This is a genomic window from Flavobacterium sp. SM2513 (assembly GCF_050908145.1).
In the GTDB taxonomy this organism is placed as follows: domain Bacteria; phylum Bacteroidota; class Bacteroidia; order Flavobacteriales; family Flavobacteriaceae; genus Flavobacterium.
Genome location: NZ_CP194228.1, coordinates 2,989,585 through 3,015,982, shown reverse-complemented (window position 1 = coordinate 3,015,982; position 26,398 = coordinate 2,989,585). Strand labels below are relative to the sequence as shown.

At 35.2% G+C, this 26,398-nt stretch carries 27 protein-coding genes; 9 read left to right on the top strand and 18 right to left on the bottom strand.

Annotation, left to right across the window (positions count from 1 at the left end):
• Positions 1–25: 25 nt before the first annotated feature.
• The 3 genes from ACQ5J2_RS12860 to ACQ5J2_RS12850 form a co-directional block, all read right to left on the bottom strand.
• Positions 26–421, bottom strand: a complete 396-nt coding sequence (locus ACQ5J2_RS12860) for a glyoxalase (protein ID WP_432670870.1) — start codon at positions 419–421, stop codon at positions 26–28.
• 79 nt (positions 422–500) lie between these two features.
• Positions 501–2,120 (bottom strand): M1 family metallopeptidase, encoded by a 1,620-nt coding sequence (locus tag ACQ5J2_RS12855; RefSeq protein ID WP_432670869.1) that lies wholly within the window; start codon positions 2,118–2,120, stop codon positions 501–503.
• The gene (locus ACQ5J2_RS12850) at positions 2,110–3,696 is read right to left on the bottom strand and encodes a S41 family peptidase (RefSeq protein ID WP_432670868.1); all 1,587 of its coding nucleotides are present in this window, start codon (positions 3,694–3,696) and stop codon (positions 2,110–2,112) included. Before ACQ5J2_RS12850 ends, ACQ5J2_RS12855 begins: the two co-directional genes overlap by 11 nt.
• A 177-nt stretch (positions 3,697–3,873) precedes the next feature.
• Between ACQ5J2_RS12850 and ACQ5J2_RS12845 the strand changes: the two genes are divergently transcribed.
• Together ACQ5J2_RS12845 and ACQ5J2_RS12840 are read left to right on the top strand one after the other, a co-directional pair.
• On the top strand, positions 3,874–4,374 hold the full coding sequence (locus tag ACQ5J2_RS12845; RefSeq protein WP_432670867.1) for an antitoxin Xre/MbcA/ParS toxin-binding domain-containing protein: 501 nt from the start codon (positions 3,874–3,876) through the stop codon (positions 4,372–4,374).
• Positions 4,374–4,841, top strand: coding sequence for an RES family NAD+ phosphorylase (locus ACQ5J2_RS12840; protein ID WP_432670866.1), 468 nt, complete (start codon positions 4,374–4,376; stop codon positions 4,839–4,841). Before ACQ5J2_RS12845 ends, ACQ5J2_RS12840 begins: the two co-directional genes overlap by 1 nt.
• A 78-nt stretch (positions 4,842–4,919) precedes the next feature.
• Here ACQ5J2_RS12840 and ACQ5J2_RS12835 read toward each other — a convergent pair whose 3' ends face one another.
• On the bottom strand, positions 4,920–6,548 hold the full coding sequence (locus ACQ5J2_RS12835) for an acyl-CoA carboxylase subunit beta (protein WP_432670865.1): 1,629 nt from the start codon (positions 6,546–6,548) through the stop codon (positions 4,920–4,922).
• Positions 6,549–6,743: 195 nt separating this feature from the next.
• Between ACQ5J2_RS12835 and ACQ5J2_RS12830 the strand changes: the two genes are divergently transcribed.
• The 3 genes from ACQ5J2_RS12830 (at position 6,744) to ACQ5J2_RS12820 (ending at position 9,007) form a co-directional block, all read left to right on the top strand.
• Positions 6,744–7,388, top strand: coding sequence for a DUF47 domain-containing protein (locus tag ACQ5J2_RS12830; protein WP_432670864.1), 645 nt, complete (start codon positions 6,744–6,746; stop codon positions 7,386–7,388).
• Positions 7,389–7,421: 33 nt separating this feature from the next.
• Positions 7,422–8,477, top strand: coding sequence for an inorganic phosphate transporter (locus ACQ5J2_RS12825; RefSeq protein ID WP_432670863.1), 1,056 nt, complete (start codon positions 7,422–7,424; stop codon positions 8,475–8,477).
• Between the two features lie 107 nt (positions 8,478–8,584).
• Positions 8,585–9,007 (top strand): PH domain-containing protein, encoded by a 423-nt coding sequence (locus ACQ5J2_RS12820; RefSeq protein WP_432670862.1) that lies wholly within the window; start codon positions 8,585–8,587, stop codon positions 9,005–9,007.
• A gap of 1 nt (position 9,008) precedes the next feature.
• On the opposite strand, the gene lpxD is transcribed toward ACQ5J2_RS12820, so the two are convergent.
• Complete coding sequence (lpxD, locus tag ACQ5J2_RS12815; RefSeq protein WP_432670861.1) at positions 9,009–10,022, bottom strand: UDP-3-O-(3-hydroxymyristoyl)glucosamine N-acyltransferase; 1,014 nt, start codon at positions 10,020–10,022, stop codon at positions 9,009–9,011.
• A 180-nt stretch (positions 10,023–10,202) separates the two neighbouring features.
• Between lpxD and ACQ5J2_RS12810 the strand changes: the two genes are divergently transcribed.
• Complete coding sequence (locus ACQ5J2_RS12810; RefSeq protein ID WP_432670860.1) at positions 10,203–11,096, top strand: phospholipase A; 894 nt, start codon at positions 10,203–10,205, stop codon at positions 11,094–11,096.
• A gap of 81 nt (positions 11,097–11,177) precedes the next feature.
• Here ACQ5J2_RS12810 and prfB read toward each other — a convergent pair.
• Positions 11,178–12,276 (bottom strand): peptide chain release factor 2 gene (gene prfB / locus ACQ5J2_RS12805; RefSeq protein WP_432670859.1). Its coding sequence is split into 2 segments (ribosomal slippage): positions 11,178–12,212 and positions 12,214–12,276, totalling 1,098 coding nucleotides; the frame shifts between segments, so codons are not numbered across the junction.
• Positions 12,277–12,439: 163 nt separating this feature from the next.
• On the opposite strand from prfB, the gene ACQ5J2_RS12800 reads away from it, so the two are divergent.
• Entirely contained in the window at positions 12,440–13,462 is a 1,023-nt protein-coding gene (locus ACQ5J2_RS12800) for a threonine aldolase family protein (RefSeq protein WP_432670858.1), read from the top strand.
• 129 nt (positions 13,463–13,591) lie between these two features.
• On the opposite strand, the gene ACQ5J2_RS12795 is transcribed toward ACQ5J2_RS12800, so the two are convergent.
• The 4 genes from ACQ5J2_RS12795 to ACQ5J2_RS12780 form a co-directional block, all read right to left on the bottom strand.
• Entirely contained in the window at positions 13,592–14,590 is a 999-nt protein-coding gene (locus tag ACQ5J2_RS12795) for a hypothetical protein (protein WP_432670857.1), read from the bottom strand.
• A gap of 70 nt (positions 14,591–14,660) precedes the next feature.
• Positions 14,661–15,641 carry a tRNA dihydrouridine synthase gene (locus ACQ5J2_RS12790; protein WP_432670856.1) on the bottom strand — a complete coding sequence of 327 codons (981 nt, stop codon included), beginning with the start codon at positions 15,639–15,641 and terminating at the stop codon, positions 14,661–14,663.
• Between the two features lie 125 nt (positions 15,642–15,766).
• On the bottom strand, positions 15,767–16,105 hold the full coding sequence (locus ACQ5J2_RS12785; RefSeq protein ID WP_432670855.1) for a cupin domain-containing protein: 339 nt from the start codon (positions 16,103–16,105) through the stop codon (positions 15,767–15,769).
• Between the two features lie 221 nt (positions 16,106–16,326).
• Entirely contained in the window at positions 16,327–16,650 is a 324-nt protein-coding gene (locus tag ACQ5J2_RS12780) for a YbaB/EbfC family nucleoid-associated protein (protein ID WP_432670854.1), read from the bottom strand.
• 145 nt (positions 16,651–16,795) lie between these two features.
• On the opposite strand from ACQ5J2_RS12780, the gene ACQ5J2_RS12775 reads away from it, so the two are divergent.
• Together ACQ5J2_RS12775 and ACQ5J2_RS12770 are read left to right on the top strand one after the other, a co-directional pair.
• Positions 16,796–18,856 carry a S9 family peptidase gene (locus ACQ5J2_RS12775; RefSeq protein WP_432670853.1) on the top strand — a complete coding sequence of 687 codons (2,061 nt, stop codon included), beginning with the start codon at positions 16,796–16,798 and terminating at the stop codon, positions 18,854–18,856.
• Between the two features lie 78 nt (positions 18,857–18,934).
• The gene (locus ACQ5J2_RS12770; RefSeq protein WP_432670852.1) at positions 18,935–19,975 is read left to right on the top strand and encodes a PLP-dependent cysteine synthase family protein; all 1,041 of its coding nucleotides are present in this window, start codon (positions 18,935–18,937) and stop codon (positions 19,973–19,975) included.
• A gap of 55 nt (positions 19,976–20,030) precedes the next feature.
• On the opposite strand, the gene ACQ5J2_RS12765 is transcribed toward ACQ5J2_RS12770, so the two are convergent.
• The 8 genes from ACQ5J2_RS12765 to ACQ5J2_RS12730 form a co-directional block, all read right to left on the bottom strand.
• On the bottom strand, positions 20,031–20,234 hold the full coding sequence (locus tag ACQ5J2_RS12765) for a hypothetical protein (protein ID WP_432670851.1): 204 nt from the start codon (positions 20,232–20,234) through the stop codon (positions 20,031–20,033).
• Between the two features lie 117 nt (positions 20,235–20,351).
• Positions 20,352–20,783: an SRPBCC domain-containing protein gene (locus ACQ5J2_RS12760; protein ID WP_432670850.1), complete on the bottom strand. Its 432-nt coding sequence runs from the start codon at positions 20,781–20,783 to the stop codon at positions 20,352–20,354.
• Positions 20,784–20,842: 59 nt separating this feature from the next.
• The gene (locus ACQ5J2_RS12755) at positions 20,843–21,133 is read right to left on the bottom strand and encodes a chaperone modulator CbpM (RefSeq protein ID WP_432670849.1); all 291 of its coding nucleotides are present in this window, start codon (positions 21,131–21,133) and stop codon (positions 20,843–20,845) included.
• 6 nt (positions 21,134–21,139) lie between these two features.
• The gene (locus tag ACQ5J2_RS12750; RefSeq protein WP_432670848.1) at positions 21,140–22,051 is read right to left on the bottom strand and encodes a DnaJ C-terminal domain-containing protein; all 912 of its coding nucleotides are present in this window, start codon (positions 22,049–22,051) and stop codon (positions 21,140–21,142) included.
• A 157-nt stretch (positions 22,052–22,208) separates the two neighbouring features.
• Positions 22,209–22,961: a maleate cis-trans isomerase family protein gene (locus ACQ5J2_RS12745; RefSeq protein ID WP_432670847.1), complete on the bottom strand. Its 753-nt coding sequence runs from the start codon at positions 22,959–22,961 to the stop codon at positions 22,209–22,211.
• Positions 22,962–23,096: 135 nt separating this feature from the next.
• Positions 23,097–24,005: a fumarylacetoacetate hydrolase family protein gene (locus tag ACQ5J2_RS12740; protein ID WP_432670846.1), complete on the bottom strand. Its 909-nt coding sequence runs from the start codon at positions 24,003–24,005 to the stop codon at positions 23,097–23,099.
• A gap of 208 nt (positions 24,006–24,213) precedes the next feature.
• Positions 24,214–25,323: a cupin domain-containing protein gene (locus ACQ5J2_RS12735; RefSeq protein ID WP_432670845.1), complete on the bottom strand. Its 1,110-nt coding sequence runs from the start codon at positions 25,321–25,323 to the stop codon at positions 24,214–24,216.
• A gap of 80 nt (positions 25,324–25,403) precedes the next feature.
• Positions 25,404–26,387 (bottom strand): carbon-nitrogen hydrolase family protein, encoded by a 984-nt coding sequence (locus ACQ5J2_RS12730; RefSeq protein WP_432670844.1) that lies wholly within the window; start codon positions 26,385–26,387, stop codon positions 25,404–25,406.
• Positions 26,388–26,398 lie beyond the last annotated feature (11 nt).

Here is a 26,398-nt window from a genome sequence, read left to right as displayed (position 1 = left end):
TTAAAAGGTAAATTACTAGTTTTAACTAGGGAATTTCTAGTAACTGCACTTGTGATTGAAGTCGTTCGATAAGTAAGTTTGTTATTCGCTTTCCAAGTGCCGAGGAATTAACTCGGTACCGATTGTACTCTTCTAATGTAAAAAATCCGATTACAATTCCCTTGAGTGTGTTTCTAAACTTCGTGTCTTTTTTAATGGTATTTTCGATAAAGTCTAGTTTTTTTTCATTCGAAAATTCAGTAAATTTCACTTTACTCAAAACAGTATATCTTTGAAAAACAGCTACTAATAAATCATTTTGTAATTTCATAATCGGCCGAAGTGTTTCATTTTGAAAGAATTCTTCATCAGATGTGTCGACTGTTAATTTTCCAAAGGCCGTGCCTCGAAGCTGGTTTATAAATTCGTCTCTAGTTGTCATTTTTTTTATTTAAATGTACAAAAAATGAAGTTAGCCTATGTAAAACAAAAGTTATGTTTTATACAAATTTTCAACTTAACTAGTTACTTTTTAAATTTATGTAAAATAAATCTTCATTAAAGTTTACTACAGCTTTTGGCTTAATTTTCAAAGTTTTCCATTTGTTTGTGGGTATAATTGAAACTTTCATTCCATTGACCAATAGAAAAATAGGTAATTGAAAATTGCTGACGGTATCTGTAAATCGATATTTAATATTTTTGCCACTTTGATTAAGTTCCAAAGTGGGTAGGGTTGTTTTTTCTAAATATTGCTTGAAAAAGGGTGCTAAGTTCAAACCGGTTTCATTAGAAAAAAAGGATACGACGTCTCTTGTTTCAATTATTTTATGTCGGTTCGATACTGCAAATTTTTTCAAAATTAGCCACCATTTTTCATCGTCATTAACCGCATTTCGAAGTGTATTTAAAATCAAAGTTCCTTTGTAATACATGTCCGTTGAACCTTCGTTATTCACGCCGTATTTTCCTAGAACTGGACTGGAGTTTTGGATTAACTTTTTTTGTCCATTAATGTATTCAATTGCTTTTGCTTTACCAAATTGACATTCCACATACACAGATTCTGCATAAGTGGTGAACGCTTCGTGTATCCACATATCGGCAATATCGCGAGAAGTAATGCTGTTTCCAAACCATTCGTGGGCTGATTCGTGAATGATAATAAAGTCGAATAATAGTCCAATTCCAGTTCCTGAATTATCATTTCCTAGGTAACCTTTTCTAAATTTATTTCCATAAGCTACAGCACTTTGATGTTCCATACCTAAATAATTGCTTTCTATCAATTTGTAGCCATCTTCTATAAACGGATAAGTTCCAAATTTACTTTCAAAGCAAACTAGCATAGGTTTTACCTCGGTAAAATGAGATTTCGCTTTTTCTTCATTTCCTCGTAAAATGTAGTAATCTAAATCTAAATCATTGTGGGTTTCATGTAGGTGAACATAGTCGCCAATGTTTAAAGTAATGTTGTAGGTATTAATAGGGTTTTTTACCTCCCAATCCCAGCGAGTATAGCCGTTATTCAAGTCGAAACTTCCTTTAAATCGACCATTGGAAACGTTCATTAAACCATTTGGAACAGCTACTTTTATCGAAGCACCTAAATCTGGTTCGTCGCTTTGCGAATCTTTTACGGGATACCATAAACTAGCCCCTGTTCCTTGAACTGCCACGCAAATCCATGGCTGATTATTACTGTCTTTTGAAAATACAAAGCCGCCGTCCCAAGGAGCGTTTTTAGCGATAATGGGATTGCCTGAATAGTAAAACTGCAGTTTTAAAACTTGATTTGTAACTTTTAATACAGATGGAAATGCAATAAAGACGGCGCCAAATTCTCTCTGAAAATCAAGTTTTCTTTCGTTAAAAATGACACTATCAACATGCATGTTTTCAAATAAATCCAATTGAATTTTACTTGATTCTTGAAGCATTTTAAACGAAATTTTATTTGAGCCGGAAATAAATTTTTTCTCCGGATTTACGGTAAGGTTTAAGTCGTATTTTTGAACATCAAAACAAGTTCTTTCAAATGAAAAACCGCCTTGAAGCGAGTCTTTTCGTGTGAAATTTTGAGCATTTATATGGGTGAATGCTAGACAAAAAAGTAAAACTATACACCAATTACTTTGCATCTTGATAATTATTTTTAATATTATCTAAAATCCAGTTCATTTCGGGATCATTTCCTTTGATTTTATCTTCTAAAGTGGGAATAATTTCTATATCAGGTCGGATTCCATGTCCTTCTTCATCGGTTTTGTAATGGGGTGCGATTCGCATTAATCCAACACGAATTTTTACTTTAGAATTTGGAAGTTCTATAATTGGCATTTGACCCGCAACCGTTCCATTATAAGCACCACCGGTTTCTTCGCCAACGAAAACTGCTCGATTAGATCCTTTTAAATTCGATGAAAGTATCGAAGAGGCTGAAAAACTACCCCCATCAATCAACACATACATTTTTCCTTTGAAGCGATTTTCTTGAAGGGCTTTTGTCCTGTTCTCACTGGTGTAAAAATAAAAGTTATCATCTTCTTTTTTAACTTTAAGATAAATATAACCTACATAGAAGGGATATGCAAGTGATTTAAGAGCCTTAGTTGTCCAACTACCAGTGAAGTAATCCCTCTTAAGAAAACTTGTCTTTGAGGCGACTTGACTTTTGTCTACAAATGGAATTATAGAATCTGCAACGAATGAGTAGAGGTAATTTATTTCGCTCAATCTTCCTCCTGGATTATCGCGTAAATCTAAAACTAAATATTTTGATTTATTGTTTATAATTCGTTTGAAAGACTCTTTATAAAATGGTTCGTAATTACCAATCGAGAATGATTTTATTTTTAAAACCGCAACAGAACTATCTTTTCCAGTAAAACTTAAAGTGCGTTGAAAAGTTTTTGAAGAAGCATCGTAGCCATGAATACTATTGTATTTTCTGTTCTTATTATTCGCTAATACTAGATTCTTTTTCTCAGCCTTAGTTAATTTTTTAGCTACTGAATCTTTTATAATGGAAAGTTCCTTTTCTAATTTCTTACGTTTAATCCAGATGTTTTTGATAGTATCATCAAATTTAAAAGCATACAGCAAGCTATCTTTGAGTCCATTTTGAGCCACATAAAAATTGGAAAACTTTTTAGGTAATTGATGTTTGTAGAAAGTGGTATTGTATCCGTCCGAAGTCATCAATTTTCGGTATTGAATCAGAAGTTTCTCTGTAGAAACAGAATCAATACTTACAATTTCACTTCCAACAGCAATTGTAGAATCGATAGAATTATTTTTTTGAACATATAGTTTATTGTTAAACATCATGAATTCAAATTGAGAAAAGGGTCCCATACCTTTTTTAACCAATTTTCTTGTTTCCTCTTTTGACCAAATTATAGTATTTGGGTAAATACCTAAATGTCCTTGTCGCACTTCATTCAGCACCGGTGTTATTTTAGTATAAAATTCATAACTCGTTAAAGGCTTTGTTATTGTCGTTTTAAGACTGTCAAATTTATAATCAAGTTGCTCTTTTGGAATGTACCAATATAAAGCAGGTTGCATTTTTTGCAATTTTCGGTATGCAAAATCAACGTCTTTTTTTAATTTTTCAACAGAAACAGGACGACTGACCTGTGCATTATGCTTTTTTATAGAAGAGCAACTAATGAGTAATAGGATTGTCCATAAAATAAAAAAGCGATTTTTCATTTAGAGCAGTAGTTAGTTTTAGGATTATCGAAAGTAATAAATAATATTTAAATAGGAGATTTTAAAAAGAGAGAATCAAATGAAACTTGTAAAATAAAAATTAAAAAATGTTGCAAAAAATTTCAAAACCGATTAAAAGTTGTAAATTTACAATCATATTAATGTAATAATACAATTATGAAGACAAAAGATAACACAAGGGAAAAATTGTATGTTAATAAACCCATAGATTATTCATCTGATAAAGATGAATTTTTAAGCTACGTTTCAGAATTTTCACCTGCGTGGGTAATTTCAAACACCACAAATGCACCACATTTTAAGTTAGATTTAATTGAAAAAATTCGCGAAGGTGTAAAAAAGACAGATTGGAAACAACTGTTGCAGTTTACGAGCTCTACAGAAAAAGAATTCGAAAATATTTTGCCTGCTTCTATAAGTAGCATGCAAAAAAACACCGTTTACAATAAAGAAACCTCTGAACGAATTTATGAATTGGCTCGATTATTTGGTTTAGGTTACGATGTTTTTGATACTAAAAGTGATTTTAAAAATTGGTTAATGACTCCTTCAAAATCTTTGGGCAATAAAATTCCTTTTGAATTGCTGGATAGTAGTATTGGATTTGAAATTGTAGAAAATGAAATAGTGCGAATCCAATACAACGTCTATAGCTAATGATTGTTTATAGAATTGCTAATTTAAAATACAAGGAGGCAACGCTTTCCGGAATTGGCGCTGAAAAAGTAGGAGGAAGGTGGAATGAAGTGGGGACGCGTGCCGTTTATTGTTCTGAAAATGTGTCCTTGGTTCTATTGGAATACTATGTTCATTCAGCAAACATCGCGTATTTACCTAAAGAAATTTTGTTAGCCAAAATTTATTTTCCCGACGAGTTTATCATAGAAGAGCTCGTTGACCTCCCGGAAAAATGGAATCAGTATCCGTATAATGCTAAAACTACTGAAGTATTTTCCACCCTTGCAAAAGACCGAAATTTCTTTGCATTACGTGTCCCATCCAGTATCGTTGGACTTGAAACAAATATTATTCTGAATCCGTTATACAAAGATTTTGGAAAAGTAGAGATTGTTGAGTTCATTAAAATGCCGATTGATGAAAGACTTACTCAAAATTTACATTAAAGTTTATTTGAATTTTTTCAAAAAAAATGGTTCTCAATTATATGAGAACCATTTTTGTATATAAATAGGAGTGAAGTATTAAACCTGAATCACACCCAAATTAAATTTCTTTTCAATTGGTGAATGATTCGCTGCTTCGATTCCCATAGAAATCCAAGTTCTGGTTTCTAAAGGGTCAATAATTGCATCCGTCCACAGTCTTGATGCCGCATAATATGGAGAAACTTGTTCGTCGTATCGTGCTTTTATTTTATCAAAAAGTTCTTTTTCTTTACCTTCATCAACTACTTCTCCTTTTGATTTTAAAGAAGAAGCTTCAATTTGTGCCAATACTTTTGCAGCTTGCGTTCCACCCATAACGGCTAATTCTGCACTTGGCCAAGCGAAGATTAATCTTGGGTCATATGCTTTTCCGCACATGGCATAATTTCCAGCACCGTAAGAATTCCCTACGATTACAGTGAATTTGGGAACCACAGAATTAGAAACAGCGTTAACCATTTTGGCACCGTCTTTAATAATTCCACCTTGTTCAGATTTAGAACCTACCATAAAACCGGTAACATCTTGAACAAAAACTAATGGAATTTTCTTTTGGTTGCAATTCGCAATAAATCGCGTGGCTTTATCAGCTGAATCGGAATAAATAACGCCGCCAAATTGCATTTCACCTTTTTTAGACTTCACCACTTTTCGTTGATTGGCAACAATTCCTACAGCCCAACCATCGATTCGTGCATAGCCCGTAATCAAACTCTGACCATAACCGTCTTTATAAGCTTCGAATTCAGAGTTATCAACTAAACGATTGATAATTTCCATCATATCGTATTGTTCGTTTCGTGCTTTTGGTAAAATGCCGTAAATATCTTTTTCGTCCAATGCCGGTTTCACTGATTTGACGCGACTGAATCCTGCTTTATCGAAATCGCCAATCTTGTCAACAATATTTTTTATTTTATCCAAAGCATCTTTATCGTCTTTGGCTTTATAATCGGTAACACCTGAAATTTCACAATGTGTTGTAGCGCCACCCAGCGTTTCGTTGTCAATAACTTCACCAATGGCCGCTTTTACTAAATAACTTCCAGCAAGGAAAATACTTCCGGTTTTATCGACAATTAAAGCTTCGTCTGACATAATGGGTAAATAGGCTCCACCAGCCACACAACTACCCATAACAGCCGAAATTTGTGTAATTCCCATGCTACTCATGATTGCGTTGTTGCGAAAAATACGCCCAAAATGTTCTTTGTCAGGGAAAATTTCATCTTGCAAAGGCAAATAAACGCCAGCACTATCCACTAGATATATAATAGGTAGACGGTTTTCCATTGCAATTTCTTGAGCACGTAGATTTTTCTTGCCTGTAATGGGAAACCAAGCTCCAGCTTTAACAGTCGCATCATTGGCCACAACAATGCATTGCTTTCCGCTGACGTATCCAATTTTTATAACGACACCTCCCGAAGGACATCCACCATGTTCTGCATACATTCCTTCCCCAACGAAGGCACCAATTTCGATACTTTCTGCCTTTTCATCTAATAAATAATCAATTCGCTCACGAGCTGTCATTTTTCCTTCCGCATGCAATTTGGCAATGCGCTTTTCGCCACCGCCTAATTTAACTTTCGAGAATCGGTGTTTTAAGTCGGAAACTAATAACTTATTGTGGTCTTCATTTTTATTGAAATTCAAATCCATAGTCGCGTTGTGTATCTTTTATATTTTTAAAATGAAATATCTAATTTTTCGTTGGCTAAAGTACGAAAACGTTTGAAAATGCGAAAAATATTCGTTCAATAGGTTTTTAAATAATTTATTTGTGTATTCCTATTTACATTTAGATAATGTTAACTTAACATTGGTGATTTACTTTTGTGCTTTAAAATAACAACTATGAACATAAATAGCATATTTCAGTTTTTTGTCCCGAAAGATAAAAAGTTTTTCCCCATGTTTGAACAAGCGACTAGCAACCTAATATTGATGGCAACGACCTTGCATGATGTTGTTAATTTACCTCCTTCGCAGCGAAACGAGTTGTTTCAAAAAATTGAAGAATTAGAACAAATTGGTGAGGATATTGCTCGTCAAATAAACTTGGAATTGAGCAGTAACTTTATAACGCCATTTGACCGTGAAGATATTTATTCTTTAAGTACGGCAATTGATAATATTGCGGGAAATATTCACGGTGCTTCAAACAGAATGAAACTGTACCAAGTGGATAAAATAACAAAGTCTATTAGAAAACTGACAGAAATAAATTTGGAAGCGTGTCTTCAGATTGATATTGCCGTTAGAGAATTGCGTAACTTGAAGAAAATCAAAAACATTACCGATGCTTGTGCAAAAATTAACAAATTAGAAAACAAATCAGATACGGTTTATGATAAGGCAATCGCCGATATTTTTGAGAATGAAACCGATGCTAAAAACATCATTAAATATAAGGAAGTCCTTTCTGCGTTAGAAACGGCGGCTGATAAATGTAAAAGTGCCGCGAATGTCCTAGAGTCGATAGCTGTAAAACATTCCTAATTATTTTCGGAATTTCAATCTCAAAAGACTTATATGACTTTACTAATAATTATTATTATTCTTGCCTTAATTTTTGATTACATCAACGGTTTTCATGATGCGGCAAATTCGATTGCAACGATTGTAGCAACTAAAGTTTTAACCCCTTTCCAAGCTGTTGTTTGGGCTGCTTTCTTCAACTTTGTTGCCTACTTTATATCCAAATACTGGATTGGCGAATTTAAAATTGGTAACACCATTGCCAAATCGGTCAACGAGAACTTCATTACTTTAGAAGTCATTCTCGCCGGACTAATTGCAGCGATTATTTGGAATTTGGCCACTTGGAAACTCGGGATTCCATCTTCATCTTCACATACACTATTAGGTGGATTTATGGGAGCTGCATTGGCTCATGCCGGAGCTTTGGCGGTAAATGGTGTAGATGTAGTGAATTATGTAAAAGTAATTCCAATTATTGCTTTTATCTTCTTGGCACCTTTAATAGGTATGATTATGGCCTATTTTATAACGATTCTGATTATGAATATTTGCCGAAAGGCTAATCCCAGTAAAGCCGATAGGTGGTTCAAAAGATTACAACTCGTTTCCTCAGCTTTATTTAGTTTAGGTCATGGTGCAAATGACGCTCAAAAAGTAATGGGTATTATTGGTGCAGCCGTTATTTATTACCACCTGAAAATCGATTTTGACCCTAATTATGTAAATGCTGAAGATACTTTTAAGTACTTTGTAGATGATTATGCCTGGGTTCCATTTGTCAGTTTTACGGTAATTGCTGCTGGAACAATGAGTGGTGGATGGAAAATTGTGAAAACAATGGGTTCTAAAATTACCAAAGTTACTTCACTAGAAGGTGTAAGTGCCGAAACTGCTGGAGCGGTAACTTTATTTTTATCTGAACATTTTGGTATTCCTGTTTCTACCACACATACCATTACAGGTAGTATTATTGGTGTTGGAATTACAAAAAGAGTTTCTGCTGTAAGATGGGGTGTTACTATTAACTTACTTTGGGCTTGGATTTTAACGATTCCAGTTTCGGCATTGCTTGCTGCTTTAATATATTATATTGTAACACTTTTTTAGAAAAGAAAAGTCAAACTTAAATAATGAAAAGTTCGATTGAAAAATCGGACTTTTATTTTATAGGTTAAGTTAGTTATATTTGAAAGTAAACCTGAAAACAGTTTAGCATGAATAAAATTTACAAATCTAAAATTGGAATAGAGCTTATCCTAATTCTTGCTGTAACTTTCGGTTCTATAGGTGTTGTAATAGTTAAATCCGGAGATTACGAATCTTTGTTGTTAAATGTCATAATACTTTCAGCGATTGGTTATATTTTTTGGAAAACGGAGTACACCATTTCTAATAAAAACTTAAATGTAAAATGCAGTTTTTTTTACAATACAGACATTGAGATTGCAACAATACGAAGCATAAAAGAAATCTACAATCCCATGAGTGCTCCAGCTGCTTCAATTGATAGATTAGAAATTAGGTATAATAATTCAGACAGCATCTTAATTTCACCGAAGGAAAAAATGGAATTTATTAATCATCTAAAGAGAATTAATCCAACTATTCAAGTCGATTTTCGCGTGGATAAATATTAATTTACGCTTTCTTTTCTCCAGATTCTCTTACCAATCGTTTCAAAATAGCCCACTGCTTCAATGCATCTCTCGCTTCAACGGCCGGATAACCTAGCATTACTTTTCCAGCAGGAATATCACCAGTAACTCCTGAACCTGCACCAACAGTAGCTCCATCTCCAATAGTGGTATGGTCTTTTATAGAAGCGCTTCCACCAATGATTACACCATTTCCTAAAGTTACTGAACCGGCTAATCCACTGTTTCCAGCCATGATGCAATACTTCCCTAAAACAGAGTTGTGTCCAATCTGCACTAAATTATCAATCTTACAACCATCACCTATAATGGTAGAACTGAATTTACCTCTATCTACGCAAGTGTTGGCACCAATTTCGACCCAATTACCAATAATTACATTTCCAATTTGAGGAATTTTCGCCAGTCCTCTTTCAGGACAAGGTCGGAACCCAAATCCATCTGCTCCAATAGTAGCATTGGGATGAATGATGCAGTCGGTTCCAATATGACAACGTTCACGAACCACAGATCCCGACCAAATTACCGTTCTGTCCCCAATTGTGGATTCGTCTAAAATAGTCACATTCGGGTAAATTCTTGCATTTTTCCCTATCACCGCTTTTGGTCCGATGTAGACATTTGCACCAATTTCAGCATTTTCGCCAATAACGGCAGAGGCATCAATTACAGCGGTGGGATGAATATTTTGATGGAATAGCGGAGGAGTTCCTGCAAAAAGTTCTAAAACTTGAGCGAGGGCCAAATCGGCATTTTTCACTTTAATAAAAGCACGATTCTCGCCTGGTGCAATAGCGATATCTTCATTCACGATGGCTACACAAGCATTGGAATCCTGCCACAAACGTTCGTATTTTTTATTCCCTATAAATGAGATTTCGTTTTCCGTAGCCGTTTCCAATTGTTGTGGCGCTGTAATCTTTTGGCTAGTCGCTCCTACAATTATTCCTTTTATAACTTGGTTGATTTCTTCTAATGAAAACGATTTTGTACTCATAAATAAGGCTGGTTAAATAACTTTTAACAAATAAAGCCTATAAATGGTACCTGGCAAAATTTAAGGTTCAGATTTTATAACATTCTCAATATATTTAACAAAATAACTTGGTAGCAATCTTTTTATTTTTGTTCTTGATTAATAATGCCATCTTTTTTAAATCCTTTTAAAAATACGTTTATGCGACTTTATCTATTATTAGTTTTAGTTCCTGCCTTTTGTTTTTCGCAAAAACAGTCTCTTTTCCAAAAAAAATATCCAGAACGAAATCTGAGTGAACGGTGGGAATTGGACTCTATTCATCGTCGAGGTACATTTTTACTGTCTCCTTATAAACCTGTTTATATATTGCCTACGCGATGGTCATCAAAACCCAATGAACGACCGTACTCAGGAAATGGAAGCCCCGATTATGTGGCAGAACCTGGGGTAGATTATAATAATATTGAAGCCAAATTGCAATTTAGTTTTAAGGCAAAAGTGGCAGAAAGTATCCTATGGGGTAAAGCAGATTTATGGATTGCTTATACCCAGAAATCGCATTGGCAACTTTATAATGCAGAACTTTCTAGGCCTTTCAGAGAAATCAATTACGAGCCTGAAGTAATTTTAAACTTCCCCGTAAAATTTAATTTTTTGGGGATAGATGCAAAAATGGTAGGTGTTGCATTTAACCACGAATCTAATGGAAAAAGTTTGCCATTTTCACGAAGTTGGAACCGAATCATTTTTCATGCAGGATTTGAAAGTGGCAATTGGAGTTTTTACGTTCGTCCATGGCTAAGATTGCGACAGGAAAAAGACGAAAACCCGGACATAAATAAATACATCGGAAAAGCAGATGTCAACATAATTTATACTAAAAACGGAAATGTATTTTCCTTTATCGGGAGTCACAATTTGCAATTTGACCAAACCCTTCGAGGGGGAGGCACTTTTTCATGGTCGTATCCAATACAAGGAAATTTAAAAGCACAACTGCAAATCTCACATGGTTTTGGCGAAACATTGATAGATTATAACAATGTGCAAACCACCATTGGTTTAGGGATTTCGTTGGTAGAATGGCTTTAATAGGAATCGTATACTGAATAAAACATCTAATAAAATGGAAAAAAAATCCTGCAAATTTAAAACTTGCAGGATACTTTATTTTTACTCTTCTTCTTTTTGCCCCATCATCATCAGATAAGCTTTCAAAAACTCGTCGAGTTCACCGTTTAAAACATCATCAACATTACTTGTTTCGTGACCGCTTCTAACGTCCTTAATCAATTTATAAGGATGCAAAACGTAGTTTCGAATTTGAGAACCCCATTCAATTTTCATCTTATCGGCTTCAATATCGGCTCGTTGTGCCATTTGTTTTTTCAACTCAATTTCAAACAATTGCGAACGTAACATTTGCATAGCTCGTTGCCTGTTATCTTGTTGAGAACGCGTTTCCGAACACTGAATTTGAATCCCAGAAGGCTTGTGAAAAAGTTGCACTTTTGTCTCTACTTTATTCACATTCTGACCACCAGCACCACTTGAACGAGACGTAATAATCTCAATGTCTGCCGGATTAATGTCAATTTCGATTGTATCATCTACCAATGGATAGACATAAACTGAGGCGAAAGACGTGTGGCGTTTTCCGTTACTGTCAAAAGGAGAAATCCGCACTAAGCGATGTACGCCATTTTCACCTTTCAAATAACCAAAAGAGAAATCACCTTCAATTTCTAATGTTACGGTTTTAATTCCCGCCACATCACCTTCTTGAAAGTTAAGTTCCTTGATTTTATAACCGCTTTTTTCGGCCCACATCATGTACATTCGCATCAACATCGCTGCCCAATCGCAACTTTCCGTACCACCAGCACCCGCCGTTATTTGCAAAACCGCACTCATACTATCGCCTTCTTCCGAGAGCATATTTCTGAACTCTAAGTTTTCCAGATGCGAGTTGGTCGCAAAATATTGTTCGTCCAATTCTTCCTCAGAAAGTTCCCCTTCCTTATAGAATTCATAGGCAATTTGCAACTCATCACCAAGCAAAACTGCTTTGTCGTAATCTTCAATCCACTTCTTTTTAGACCGCAAAACCTTGATGTAAGCCTCTGCTTCTCTAGCATTGTTCCAGAAATCGGGAGCCAAGGTTTTTTCTTCCTCGTTGGTAATTTCTATTAACTTCTTATCAACGTCAAAGATACCTCCTTAACGCACCAAGACGCTCCACAATACCTTTGATTTGTTCGGTATTTGTCATAAATTAGTTTTATTTTTGCGATGAATTTGGAGCTAATCCCGCTATCCGTTTCAATCTTTTTGTTCTTAAAGAAAGAACAAAAAGGATTTCCACTACTATCGGGGCTATAAATCCAGCAATTCATCAATTTTAGATTACAAAAATAAGACATCCTTTTTAATATATGGAAATAAATTTAGTTAGTGACACCGTAACAAAACCCACACCCGAAATGCTTCGCTATATGTTTCAAGCTGAAGTAGGTGACGATGTTTACAAACAAGACCCCACTGTTATTGCCCTAGAAAAAATGGTGGCTCAAATATTTGGGATGGAAGCCGCACTATTTTTTCCGTCGGGAACAATGGCAAATCAAACCGCAATAAAACTACACACACAACCCGGCGAACAATTGATAGCCGACAAATATGCACACGTTTACAACTACGAAGGAGGTGGTGCTTCCTTTAATTCTGGAGTTTCTTGTAAATTGCTTGATGGAGACCGAGGCATGATAACTGCCGAACAAGTGGCTGAAGCCATAAACGACCCTGAATTTTACCACAGTCCATTAACGAGTTTAGTTTGTGTAGAAAACACTACTAACAAAGGAGGAGGAGCTTGCTATGATTTTGAAGAATTCAGACGCATCCGAAAAGTATGTGACGAGAATAACTTGAAATTCCACATGGATGGTGCCCGAATCTGGAACGCTTTAGTCCACAAAAAAGAAAACCCAAACGAATACGGAAAAGTATTTGATACCATATCGGTTTGTTTATCCAAAGGTTTAGGAGCACCAATTGGTTCGGTTTTAATCAGCGACAAAGCTACAATTAAACGTGCTTTGCGTATCCGAAAAATATTAGGAGGCGGAATGAGACAAGTGGGTTATTTAGCTGCTGCCGGAATTTATGCCCTGAAAAATAACGTCAACAGACTAGTTGACGACCATAGACGTGCAAAGGAATTAGGAGAAGTATTGGAAAAACTAAACTGGGTAGAAAAAGTAGAGCCAGTTGAAACCAACATCTTGATTTTCTCCCTTAAAAAAGGTTTTGACGAAAAACTCTTGATTGAAAAGCTCAAACAAAAAAGCATCTACATCAGTTCGATGGGACCAGGGAAATTACGAATTGTGACGCATTTGGACTACAAAGCAGTCATGCACAATTATGTAATTGATACGTTGCAGAAGTTGAAGTAAACGTTTTTGAATAGATGAAAATTAAATATTAGACGGTTTTAGACCGCAAATTTACAAATTACATAAATAATCAATATTTTTAAATTTGCGGTCTAAACCCCTTCTTGGATACCTTTCCATCTTAATTTCTTAATTTATTGTTTTGCGCAATCGACTGTTTGCACTTAAAGGCTTTAATAATTTTTTCCTTAATCTTACAAATCCAAAAGCAGTAAAAGAAACACCAAATGCACCAAAAAAAAGCATTATTCCTAGAGTATTGCTGTTATTCGCTTTATTGTAATTTTCAAGTGATAAATAGTCAAAATCATCTTCCGTAACTTCAACAATTGCGATAGAATGGTAGTGAAATATATAGTCCCAAGAACTCAACGACTGCGTTTTTGCTATTTTCTTTTCATAATCGGTTGTTTCAATTGCAAATTTTAATTCATCTCCTTTTTTATAAGTATCTCTTAAATAACCACTCGCAGTTTCTCGTAGAAAAAGAGAACCAATTTTAAACTCATATTCCGGATATTCTTTAAGTTTAATAATTAAAGTCCTTGAACGTCTGGACTTTTTAATTTCAATGTTTTCCAACAAGTGCCCTTTTACAATTGAAATATCAGTTCTGGTAATTTGTTTATCTTGATAAGCATCAACAGCATACCAAATAAAAACGCATCCAATTGCAATAAAAAAAAATGTAAATTGAGTCTGTTCTTTTCTGTCCAGTTGTTCTCGTAAAAATCTGTTTTGCGGCTTGTTGTTTTTTAGTTTACGTTTTATAAAATCGAAGTTAGTGTATAGATAACTACTTAATTTTAAGTGACTTTTGTCAGATAAAACAATGTAAAGAATTTCATAGTCGCCGTATTTACTTTTGTTTTTTCGAATTACCCAGCTATCAATTTGTGTTAAAACAATTGACCTTCTATTTAAACCAAAAAATTGCACTAATTCAATTCGGTTACTGTAAAATGTAATTTTAAAGACCTTTAAAAACAGCACTAGAAGATAAGTAGCCAAAAGAAATAAAGTTATTCCAACAATCAAGAACGATAAAGTAGTTGGATTTTTAGTATCATATTTAGACAATAATTCGATACAATAACCAAACATAATCAATAAAATAACAAAAGACAAAACTCTATTTATTTGTTTAAATTTTGAAGTCAAATACGGTTTTTCCATTGCAGAAACCTATGCTAAATGTTTAAATACCAAACTTTTTTGAAGAACGTTCCGTCTTCATTTCCGCACTAATAATTTCCGCGACTGCTTGTTTGTATTTGTAGGGATTTGTGGCTTTTTTAATTGCTTTATAGACTTTTTGCGGATTGGAAGTGGATTGCGAAAAGAACTCCCAAAAACCCAACATCTTCATCTTTATAGGTGTTGGTCCCGTCAAATATTCGTCGTATTGTTGGTAAATCGTATCGTGAAACGCGGAAAAAGTAGCCCATCGTTTCTCAGGATATTCCGTAGTATCGTTCTTAATCATACTCGGTAGGAAAGGATCAGTAATCAAGCCTCGACCAATCATAAAATGGTCAATACTTGGAAATCGTTCTTCTATTTTCTTAAAAGCAGCCACACTCGTTATGTCACCATTGTAATATAATTTGTGTTTCGTACCCGTCAGGCATTTTTCAAAAGCATCTAAATCTACAGGACCTTTATACAATTGTTTACCAATTCTGGCGTGAATCGCAATATTTTTAAGCGGATATTGGTCTAAAATTTCAAACGCATCCAGAATTTCTGTCGGATTTTCATAACCCATTCGCATTTTCATAGAAACTAAAATATCTGTTTCCGTATGAGCCCGATGCAAGATTTCATTAATCCGCGAAGTATTGCAAATCAACCCAGAACCCATTCCCGATTTTGCAACCATGGGATACGGACAACCTAAATTCCAGTTCAATTCTTTATAACCCAAACTCTGAACATATTTGGCAACAAATAAAAATTCCTCTGCATCATTGGTAATGATTTGTGGGATGACTTCTAAAGTTGTATTGTTTTCTGGTAAAATATCATTCTCATAGGATTGCTTTATTTTCAACTTTCCATTCAGCCGAATATAAGGCGAATAAAACGTGTCAATCCCTCCAAAGTAGTGCTGGAACGCATTGCGAAATCTGAAATCAGTAAAACCTTGTAAAGGCGAAGAAAGTAGGGTAGCAGCCATGGTATTTTTTAGTGGGGCAAAGATAGACGAAAGCGGTTTAAATTTTAATTAATATAAAATTTAAACCGCTTTTTTTTTATAAATTCTAAGAGTAAACAATTTCCCTAAAAAGGAAATCGCAAACGCTATTCAATTACTTTTTTTACACGTTCCACCGTATCTAGTTTTGATAAAGTCAATCGTACAATACTATCTTCCTTCGCCAATAAATCATGTGGCACATTTGCATCTAGAGAAATTAAATCACCAGCATTTAAAGACATCTTCTCGCCATTTACGCCAAATTCGATAGCACCTTCGTGAATTTCCACAGTAATAGGAAAACCAGCTTTATGTTCTTTCATGGTTTGTCCTTTTCTAAATAGAATTCGGATTTCTTTTGACGTTTCTGTTTCCATGAGTATGGTAACGGCTACTTTATCTTCGTTGTAGTTTAGGTCAGTTCTTAGTGAGGCTGTTTTCATGTTTTTTTTTTAAGCCTCAATTTACTAAATATTTTTGAATTAATGGGAAAGGGATGGCGTTATCTGGAAACAAAACGTGTCAATCCAACTAAAAAAGCACTAGATTGTATCGTTAAAAGAAAGTCAACGTAAAAGTACGAGCTTTATAGAGAACACCAAAAAAAAAACTCCATCACAGTCCAGAAACTTCAACAACGGCATTATAAAAAGTTCAGATATAATTACTTAAACATATCCATTCCAGGAATATCCGGCATGCCGTCTTTTGCCGCAGCCCCTAATTCCGCGTCATTAATCGCCGTCGCTTTTTCAATCGCTTTGTTCATAACTAATACAAAATAGTCCTCAAGTTGCTCTTTATCTTCCAGCAAGATATCGTCAATTTCCACAGATTTTACCTTCCTGTTAGCAGTGATGGTTACCTTAAAAAGCCCGTCGCTACTTTGTTCGTCTATCAATACCGTGTCCAATCGAAGTTTTGTTTCTTCTACCTTTTTCTGAGCTTCTTGCAATTTGCCCATCATTCCCATTAAGTCTCCAAACATTGTTTATAATTTTAAAGTTTATGTTGCCACAAATTTATTAAATTGCATCGTTATAACAACTTTTAATTTTATGAAAAACGTACCTGTTTTACTCGGTCTTTGTTTTATTTTTGCAACTTCGTGCAAACAAAAAAACGACTCAACAATGTCTGAAAATATACAACCACCCGTGGCTAAAATTATCCCGAAAACCTTTGAGAAATTCGGCGATGTCCGAATCGATAATTACTACTGGCTCAACGACCGCGAGAACCCAGAGGTTATTGATTACTTAAACAAGGAAAACGAGTACTACCAACAAATGACGGCTCATACGAAAACACTTCAGAAAGAATTGTTTGACGAAATGAAGTCCCGAATTAAAGAAGATGATTCGTCAGTTCCTTACTTTTTAAACGGATATTACTATCTAACACGCTATGAAACTGGAAAAGATTACCCCATTTACTCCCGTAAAAAAGGTTCGCTTGACGCCAAAGATGAAATTCTTTTCGACTGTAATGAATTGGCAAAAGGACAAACTTATTTCAGTTTAGGAGGAATGAGTGTCAGTCCAGACAATAAATTAGCGCTATTTTCAACAGACGTTGTAGGTCGTAGAATTTACACGATGCAAGTGAAGGATTTGGAAACAGGTAAATTACTAGCGGACAAAATAGAAAATGTAGATGGCGGTGGCGTTTGGGCAAATGACAACAAAACATTCTTTTACGTAACTCAAGATAAAAAAACGTTACGTTCAGATAAAGTCTTCCGCCATCAAATTGGTACTGCAGATAAAAAAGACACTTTAGTTTTTCAAGAAAAAGACGATACTTTTGGCGTTTCTATTGGGAAAGAAAAATCTAAGAAATATATTGTTATCGAGTCGAGTAGTACCTTAACAACCGAATATCAAACTTTATTAACGGATGATCCAACAGGAACATTCAAAGTATTCCAACCAAGACTTCGTGGACTCGAATATGCCATTTCACATTACGGAGATAACTTTTATATTTTAACCAATAAAGACAAAGCAACGAATTTCAAGGTAATGAAAACACCTGAAAACGCGACTTCAAAAGACAATTGGAAAGATTTAATTCCAGTTCGCAAAGATGTTTTAGTTGAAGACATCGAAATTTTCAAGGATTATTTGGTCGTTTCTGAACGTCAAAATGGTTTGAGTAAAATACGAATCATGCCTTGGAGCGGAAAAGACGAGTACTATTTGCCTTTTGAAATTGAAACCTACACTGCTTCACCAACTACAAATGTTGATTTCGACACCGATGTATTGCGTTACAGCTACCAATCTATGGGAACTCCGTCTTCAATTATCGATTTCAACATGAAAACGAAAACGAAGGAAGTTAAGAAAGAACAAGCCGTTTTAGGTGGAAAATTTGACAAGAACAACTACACCGAAGAGCGTATTTGGGCAACTGCAACAGATGGAACTCAGATTCCTATTTCTGTAATTTACAAAAAAGGACTTAAGAAAGACGGTAAAAATCCGTTATTGCTTTATGCATACGGCTCTTATGGCGCAAGCATGGATCCGTATTTCAGCTCAACTCGTTTGACACTCTTAGACAGAGGATTTGTTTATGCCATCGCACATATTCGTGGTGGTGAAGAATTGGGAAGAGAATGGTATGAAAACGGAAAGTTATTAAAGAAGAAAAACACCTTCACAGACTTTATTGACTGTTCTAAGTTTGTTATCGAACAAAAATTCACTTCACCCAAACATTTGTATGCCGAAGGAGGTTCTGCCGGTGGATTATTAATGGGTGCGATTGTCAATATGGCACCCGAATTATACAATGGTGTAATTGCACAAGTCCCGTTTGTAGACGTGATGACCACAATGTTAGACGATTCTATTCCGTTAACAACAGGAGAATACGACGAATGGGGTAATCCTAATGAAAAGATTTCGTATGATTACATGCGTTCTTATTCGCCTTACGACAATGTAAAAGCACAAGCATACCCTAATATGTATGTTTCTACAGGATTACACGATTCGCAAGTGCAATATTTCGAACCAGCAAAATGGGTAGCCAAATTGAGAGCCACAAAAACAGATAAAAATGTTTTATTTCTTGATACCAACATGGATGCTGGTCACGGTGGGGCTTCCGGGCGTTTCGAAGCGCTAAAAGAGTTGGCTAAGGAGTTCGCCTTTTTATTAGATTTAGAAGGAATTACCAAGTAATTAGAATTTTTTTGTTAAATTTGCAAGGTTGTGAGGTCAATCGACAATTTTGAAGATACCTTGATTAACAATTTTTTTATGAAAGAGGAAATAAAAGCTTACGATAATGTCCTAGAATTAATAGGTAATACACCACTTATTAAGATTAAAAAAGTTACCGAAGGGTTAGAAGGTAACTTTTACGCAAAAGTAGAAGCATTCAATCCAGGACATTCCACAAAAGACCGAATCGCATTATATATTATTGAAGAAGCAGAACAACGAGGAATCTTATCCCCAGGAGATACCATCATTGAAACAACCTCTGGTAACACCGGATTTAGTTTGGCAATGGTCAGTATAATCAAAGGATACAATTGCATTCTTGCCGTAAGTTCTAAATCATCGAAAGATAAAATCGACATGTTGCGAAGTTTAGGTGCCAAAGTGTATGTGTGTCCAGCTCACGTTTCTGCAGATGACGACCGTTCTTATTATAATGTTGCCAAAAGATTGCACGAGGAAACCAAAGGTTCTGTGTACATCAATCAGTATTTCAATCAATTGAATATTGATGCACATTACAAAACTACAGGTCCTGAAATTTGGGAACAAACGGGCGGACAAATTACCCATTTGGTAGCTTGTAGCGGAACAGGTGGAACGATTTCAGGTACTGCAAAATACTTGAAAGAGCAAAACCCAAACATCAAGATTTTAGGTGTTGATGCTTTTGGTTCGGTATTGAAAAAATATCATGAAACGAGAGAGTTTGATAATGACGAGATTTATCCGTACCGAATTGAAGGTTTAGGGAAAAACCTCATACCATCAGCGACTGATTTCGATTTGATTGATAAGTTTATGAAAGTTTCTGACGAACAAAGCGCTCATGCGACGAGAGAAATTGCAAAGAGGGAAGGTTTATTCGTAGGTTATACTTCAGGAGCCGTCTTACAAGCGATTAAGCAGTATGCCGACGAAGGAGAATTTGACGAAGATAGTAATGTTGTAGCCATTTTCCCTGATCATGGTTCGCGTTATATGAGTAAAGTATTTAGTGATGATTGGATGAGTGACCAAGGATTTTTTGACAGCGTCAACCTTGAAGAAGCTCAGAAGATTGAGTTTATAAAATAAAACATTTACGATTCAAACATAAAAAAACTCCAGATAATTCTGGAGTTTTTTCGTTTTATTTCTTTTCTTCATTGTTAAGTTGGTCGTCCCAATCTGGTTTTTCACCTTTAAACTTTTGAGTATCTACATCGTAGTTTTCGTCGTTTTTTAAAACCTCTTCGAAATCTTTGTATTCGTGTTTTCTCATGTCACTTCTGTTGTCTCCTCCTTTATTATTTGAGTTTGACGTGTTGGGGCTTTTTGGTTGGTTCGTTTTCATATCTGTATATTTTTAAGTTTATATAAAATTACTTTAATATAAGGTAAATGTTGTTACAGAATCAGTCGTAAATGTTTCAATATTTAAATTATGTACTTGAATTCGTAAATAAAAAGATTATTCATCTGTTTCTGGGTCTTCACAGTAATTTTTAAAGTTTTGTAAAATAGCGTTCCAACCGGCTTGCTGTTGTTCGACCGTATGATTATCTTCTGCCTCAAAAGCTTGTATAATTTCAGTTTCAGTGCCTTGCTCACTGAACACCACAGTAACTATTCTTCCGTCTTCAATTTCATACTTAAGGAGTTTCTCAGGAATTATATCAATGTAAGTCCCTTTGAAGTCGAAGCTATTCTTTCCATCTTTTGAAGACATTGTGTAAGAAAACGCTCCGTTTTCTCTCAAATCATTTGTAGCATCGGGACATATCCATTCGTCAGAAGCGACATTCCAATTCTTTATATGACGCGGCTCTGTCCAAAATTTCCAAACTTTTTCAACGGATACGGTAACAATACATTGCACCATTACTTTTTTTCTGTGTTCCATAGTGTTTTTGTTTTGTATGTGAATTTACGATTTTCTGCAATTAAAAATACATTCCTCAATTATTCATACAGTTTTAATTTATCTTTTAAATGTCTAACGTCTTCATTCAGTTGATTTAAGCGTTCTAATAAATTTAAAACCACTTCTATGCCTTCCTTGTTAATATTCAATTCGTTGTGAAATCGAATGACTTTTTCAACTTGGGGCAAGTGTGTGATTTGAATGTATTTCAAACCATTGTCTTGATGAATTTCAATTAATCCAAAATCTTCAAGTTCTTCAATTAAGTTAATTTCTACATGGTATTCTTTGCAGAAAACGTCTATTATGATTAAATCTTGTTGTTCCATGAGATTTTATTTTTTTGAGATTTGTGCCAACTCGTTAAACAATTCTTTCTCTTTCTCCGAAAGTTGCGTTGGAATTTTAACTTGATACGTCACATACAAATCACCATATTGTGCTTCCTTTTTATAAACGGGAAAACCTTTTCCTTTCAATCGGATTTTTGTGCCACTTTGAGTTCCTTCTACCACTTTGAGTTTTAATTTTCCATTGTCAAAATCAGAAACGGTAATTTCTCCTCCTAAAATTGCGGTATACATATCTAAATCATAATCTAAATATAAATCGTTTCCAACACGTTTAAAAGGGGTGTTGTTTACTATTGAAAAAGTAATGTACAAATCACCTTTTGGTCCATTATTAGAACCTTCACTTCCAAAACCTGTAATTTTAATGGTTTGTTGGTCTTCAATTCCTGCGGGAATAGTGATTCGAATGTTCTTTCCGTTTACTGCAAGTTCCTTTTTATGGGTTTGTGAAACTTCTTTTATATCAATAGAAAGTTGGGCATTGAAATCTTGTCCTCTATACTGAGCTTGGCTTCGCTGACTGGCCCGACCACCACTTTGTCCAAACATTGATGAGAAAAAATCTGAAAAATCCTCGCCTTCATAATTGCCATAAGATTGTTGTCCGGAATTTGAATGCTGACGTTGGCTTTGACCTTGCTGTTGTTGGTATTTTTCATACTCTTCGCCACGTTCCCAATCTTTACCGTACTTGTCGTATTTTTTCCTGTTTTCAGGATTACTTAAAACCGTGTTTGCTTCATTCAGTTGCTGAAATTTAGCATGGGCTTCTTTATCGTCGGGATTTAAATCGGGATGTAACTTCCGTGCTAATTTGCGATAGGCTTTTTTAATATCCGCCTCTGTAGCACTTTTGGTGAGACCTAAAACTTTATAATAATCAATAAATTCCATAGGTTTTGTGTGGTTGTTTTATAAGTGTTAAGGTAAGTAAATTTTTATAGTAGTAAATTAAAGAACTGTTAAATAATATTTTGGACTTTTCTTAAAAAAAAAGATAATTAAGTGCAACACCTAATTATCTTATATATTTAAATAAAACGGATTGAAATCAGTATTTTCCTGAAAGCAAACTTCCACCAATTCCTGATTTAGCGTCAATACCTAGCTTTTTCATCATTTCGTAAGTGGTACAAACTGCTGCTGAAGTCACAGGAATTCCAATTTCTTTTTCAATCAAATCAATCGCTTCAAGAGACGGCATTTGAACGCAAGCTGAAACGACTAAAACGTCAATATCCGTCAAATCTAATTGTTTGTAAATTTCCAATAAATTCAATGGGTTTTGAGCAGCAACTTCTAAATTATCGGGGATTTCAAGTGCGATACTTTCTTTTACTTTTATACCTTGATTTTCGATATAGTCAACAACCATATCGGTTAACGGTCTCATGTACGGAGTTATGATTGAAATTTGTTTCGCTCCTAAAACCTTCAAACCATTAATTAAAGCTCCGGCGGAAGTAACAATTGGAGTAGGGAAGTCGTTAGCTACGGTTTCTTGATGTAAGTTCACTTCTGAAACGCAATGATAGCCACGACCCATACTCATAATGGCGACCAAACAAGCATAGCCCATAACGTCTACGTGAGCGTCTGAAAGTTCTTGAGCACATTTTAAACTCATCGCATCCATGGCTTCCAATTCTTCTTTGGTAACTTTTTTCATTCGCATTCGGCTGGAATGAAAAGTAAAACGTTCGGGTAAAATGCTTTCACGGCTTCTGAAAATTGCCGGAATTTCAGTTTCCATGGTTACATTGGAAGAAGGAACGATTTGTCCAATTCTGTATGTTTTGTTCATTTGTTTAAAGTTTAAGGTTTAAAGATTCACCACTGAATACTCCAAACTAGCTACTGATTACTTTTTATTTGGAACACAGATTCGGTAAATTTTTAAAATTTTTAGAATTTCTTAAATCTGTGTTGCTTTTAAGAATTAAATTGCTCTAACCGTATTAATTAAAGTTCCAATTCCTTCCACAGTCGCTTCCATAACGTCGCCGTCTTTCATCCATTCTTGTGGATTTTGACCTGCACCAACACCTGCTGGAGTTCCTGTTGCAATAATATCACCAGCTTCTAGAGTGAACACGGTACTTAAGTCTTCAATTAATGCATTGACATTGAAGAGTAGCAGTTTCGTGTTTGAATTTTGCTTTTCAACGCCGTTTAATTTTAGCGATAAATTCACATTGTGTGGATTTTCGATTTCGTCTTTGGTAACTAAATAAGGTCCCATTGGTGCAAACGTATCTTGGCCCTTTGAGACTATCCATTGTCCTTCACGACGGCAGTCTCTCGCTGAAATATCATTGATAATTGAATAACCAAAAACATAATCTAAAGCATTTTCAGGTGAAATATACTTTCCTTTTTTCGCCATAATAACCGCTAATTCCACTTCGTAATCCAATTGTTGTGTAAGTTTTGTATTCAGTAAAACTTCTGTATTTGGACCAGTTACTGTAGTTGGAGGTTTAGAAAATATAATTGGTTTTTGTGGTAGTTTCCCTGTTGTGTCTAACGTTCTCGCACTTTCGGCAACGTGCTCAGTATAATTCAAACCGATTCCGATAATGTTTTTTCGTGGTTTTTGAATGGGTGCCAAAAGTGTAATTACGTCTAATGCATAAGAAACTTCTTCCAAATCTTCCCTAGACGTATTTTCAATCAAATCAGTTATTTCAGCAATAACTTCAAAACCCATATCAATCAATTCTAACATATCATTTGGCAGTGGAAAATTGGATATTTCTCCAAAATCTTCCATATCAACAATAGTATTATTGTGTAAAAAACCCAGTCGAGATTCAGAACCGTCCGTAGTGTATGTTGCTAATTTCATATTTTGTTGTTTGTTTTTGTAGTTGTAATTTTTTTATAAATAGCGAAAAGAAGGATTGCACTCCAGAATACAATGGAAACATATCCCACATTTATTGCGAAGGTACTTTCTTTTTGAGTCAAATAATAACCTATACATATAAAAGCGATTGCGAATGCGATTCCGAGTAATGGTTTGAAATTGTTCATAATGGAGTACGTTTAAGTAATTATAAAATTATTTGATGTCCGTTATTCTCTGTATAAGTCTTATCTTGATAAAAGCCAAGTTTTTCAATTACCGGTAAATCATTAAAAGAAAACAAACATGCATCTTCGGTTTCAGAATTGTTATGATGTTCGTGCCAAGCCCAAGATGGAACACAGAAAATATCTCTTTCCTTCCAATCGTACCGTTTTCCATCAATTATGGAATGTCCCGAACCTTTTGCACATTGGTACACAAATGAACCCGTATGTTTATGTGCTTTTCCTTTGAAATTTGCAGGCAATAATTGCATCGAAGCTCCCATAGTTTGCATCACATGACCACCCGTTAACGGATTAGAATACTGCATGATTATACCGTCAAAAGGATTGATTTGGTTTACTTCTGCCGTTTCTAAAAGTGCTGGATAGACTTTTTTCCATTCAAATTTAAAGAGTGGAGAATAGGCTTTTTCCCAAACTTTATCGGCTACTAATAATCCTGATAGTCCATAAGTTATGGGGGAATAATTAACGGGTGCATTTAACTGTTGTTTTCCGTCTAAGACAGCGTAATCATTTGCTTCTAATGCATTGGCTAACGGAATATCTAAACCGTCTTGCCAGATACATGTTTTTCCATTTTCAGCAACGCCATGTTCGTGCCAAGCCGAATTGGGTGTAATAACAAAATCATTGACTTCAAATGTAATTTTATTTCCATCAACAACAGTATATCCGCCTTCGCCTTCCATTATAAATCGCAAGGCAGAAGCTTTGTGTTTGTGAGCTGATGTACTTTCGCCTGGACGGGTAACTTGAATTCCAGTGTACAACCAGCCAACCGCGGCTGAAACGTCTTTTCGTTTATCGTTTACTAAATAAACCACGCGTCGTCCTGCTTGTTCAGGTGTTACCAAATCCGATGATTTCAACACTAAATCTCGAAGCTGGTCGTATTTCCACAACATTGGAACAGATGAACTTCTAGGTTCCCAAGGTTCAATATCATTGGCAACAGTCCACAAAGCACCGGCTCCAAGTGTTTCAAGTTCTTTATAATAAGCTTGTAATTCGGGGGAATCCTGAACTCGAGCTCTTCCTATTTGGTCGTCTGATTGGTTGTTGTTCATGGTTTTTTATTTTTTTTGCCGCAGATTTAAAAGATTAAAGGGATTTTAAAAACCTGTGAATATTTAGTAAATCTCTGGCATTAATTTTTCTTATTAAACTCATCATGATTATTGACAAAGGTAATTTTTCGAGTAGGAGCGATGTTTACTCTTAAATCAAAAATATCAAAACGGTTGTAATGTCCAAGAATATCGTGCATTTGTTTGGGCTGGATACATTTTTCCAAATCAATATCGGCATAGACAATTCCTTCATCATCAATTAATGGTTCGCCAATTGCAGCACCATTTGGTCCAATAAATCCTGAAAAAGCGGAGTTTTTACGTGTCAATAATTCTTCAACATTTGGAACATCTTCTTTTAAAGCGTCCATGATTTCTTGAGAAATAGTGGAGCAGGAAACAATTGTAAATAACTTTCCTTCAAATGAATGAGCGGCTGCCCGAATTTTAATCGCTTCTGCCATATTGTAATCCGGTGGAGCAACGGGAAGGGAAATATAATTCGCAATGTGCACCAACTCTCCTTGGGAAAGTAATGTAAAACGTGCTAAAGTGTTGGTGTTTTCTCCACAAGCCAAAGTCCCGAGTGGCCCGACTTCTGTATCATATACTTTTAACGAAGAACCATCTCCTGAACTCCAGGTTAGTTTTTCAGCCCATGTGGGAACAAGCTTTCGGTGCTTTCCGATGATTGTCCCTTGGTTGTCAATAATTAGATTAGTGTTGTATATTTCGCCGTAGCTGTCGCCTCGTTCATTAATACCAATAACGATGTGGCAATTGTATTTTTTTGCAGCGTCGTAAAGGGGTTGCATGCTTTCGTCATCCACTTTTACCGAACATTTGTACAGTTTTTCGTACCATTTGCTTCCTTGAACAGGTGTCATAATCCAATTCCAATACGGATAACCTGCTACAAAAACTTCGGGAAATGCAATTAATGTGGCTCCATTTTCAGAAGCTTCTTTAATAAAAGAAATTGCTTTTGCAATTGTTCCCTCAACGTTTAAAAAAACGGGTGAAGTTTGAACGGTGGCTGCTTTAAATTTTTTGAAGTCCATTATTTTTTTTT

Coding starts and splice junctions, on each gene's coding strand:
- ACQ5J2_RS12800 (WP_432670858.1), top strand. CDS start 12,440: ATGGAAATAAATTTAGTTAGTGACACCGTAACAAAACCCACACCCGAA.
- ACQ5J2_RS12825 (WP_432670863.1), top strand. CDS start 7,422: ATGACTTTACTAATAATTATTATTATTCTTGCCTTAATTTTTGATTAC.
- ACQ5J2_RS12770 (WP_432670852.1), top strand. CDS start 18,935: ATGAAAGAGGAAATAAAAGCTTACGATAATGTCCTAGAATTAATAGGT.
- lpxD (WP_432670861.1), bottom strand. CDS start 10,022: ATGAGTACAAAATCGTTTTCATTAGAAGAAATCAACCAAGTTATAAAA.
- ACQ5J2_RS12780 (WP_432670854.1), bottom strand. CDS start 16,650: ATGTTTGGAGACTTAATGGGAATGATGGGCAAATTGCAAGAAGCTCAG.
- ACQ5J2_RS12855 (WP_432670869.1), bottom strand. CDS start 2,120: ATGCAAAGTAATTGGTGTATAGTTTTACTTTTTTGTCTAGCATTCACC.
- ACQ5J2_RS12785 (WP_432670855.1), bottom strand. CDS start 16,105: ATGAAAACAGCCTCACTAAGAACTGACCTAAACTACAACGAAGATAAA.
- ACQ5J2_RS12845 (WP_432670867.1), top strand. CDS start 3,874: ATGAAGACAAAAGATAACACAAGGGAAAAATTGTATGTTAATAAACCC.
- ACQ5J2_RS12775 (WP_432670853.1), top strand. CDS start 16,796: ATGTCTGAAAATATACAACCACCCGTGGCTAAAATTATCCCGAAAACC.
- ACQ5J2_RS12820 (WP_432670862.1), top strand. CDS start 8,585: ATGAATAAAATTTACAAATCTAAAATTGGAATAGAGCTTATCCTAATT.
- ACQ5J2_RS12810 (WP_432670860.1), top strand. CDS start 10,203: ATGCGACTTTATCTATTATTAGTTTTAGTTCCTGCCTTTTGTTTTTCG.
- ACQ5J2_RS12790 (WP_432670856.1), bottom strand. CDS start 15,641: ATGGCTGCTACCCTACTTTCTTCGCCTTTACAAGGTTTTACTGATTTC.
- ACQ5J2_RS12755 (WP_432670849.1), bottom strand. CDS start 21,133: ATGGAACAACAAGATTTAATCATAATAGACGTTTTCTGCAAAGAATAC.
- ACQ5J2_RS12750 (WP_432670848.1), bottom strand. CDS start 22,051: ATGGAATTTATTGATTATTATAAAGTTTTAGGTCTCACCAAAAGTGCT.
- ACQ5J2_RS12740 (WP_432670846.1), bottom strand. CDS start 24,005: ATGAAATTAGCAACATACACTACGGACGGTTCTGAATCTCGACTGGGT.
- ACQ5J2_RS12765 (WP_432670851.1), bottom strand. CDS start 20,234: ATGAAAACGAACCAACCAAAAAGCCCCAACACGTCAAACTCAAATAAT.
- ACQ5J2_RS12745 (WP_432670847.1), bottom strand. CDS start 22,961: ATGAACAAAACATACAGAATTGGACAAATCGTTCCTTCTTCCAATGTA.
- ACQ5J2_RS12730 (WP_432670844.1), bottom strand. CDS start 26,387: ATGGACTTCAAAAAATTTAAAGCAGCCACCGTTCAAACTTCACCCGTT.
- ACQ5J2_RS12735 (WP_432670845.1), bottom strand. CDS start 25,323: ATGAACAACAACCAATCAGACGACCAAATAGGAAGAGCTCGAGTTCAG.
- ACQ5J2_RS12860 (WP_432670870.1), bottom strand. CDS start 421: ATGACAACTAGAGACGAATTTATAAACCAGCTTCGAGGCACGGCCTTT.
- ACQ5J2_RS12840 (WP_432670866.1), top strand. CDS start 4,374: ATGATTGTTTATAGAATTGCTAATTTAAAATACAAGGAGGCAACGCTT.
- ACQ5J2_RS12850 (WP_432670868.1), bottom strand. CDS start 3,696: ATGAAAAATCGCTTTTTTATTTTATGGACAATCCTATTACTCATTAGT.
- ACQ5J2_RS12760 (WP_432670850.1), bottom strand. CDS start 20,783: ATGGAACACAGAAAAAAAGTAATGGTGCAATGTATTGTTACCGTATCC.
- ACQ5J2_RS12830 (WP_432670864.1), top strand. CDS start 6,744: ATGAACATAAATAGCATATTTCAGTTTTTTGTCCCGAAAGATAAAAAG.
- ACQ5J2_RS12835 (WP_432670865.1), bottom strand. CDS start 6,548: ATGGATTTGAATTTCAATAAAAATGAAGACCACAATAAGTTATTAGTT.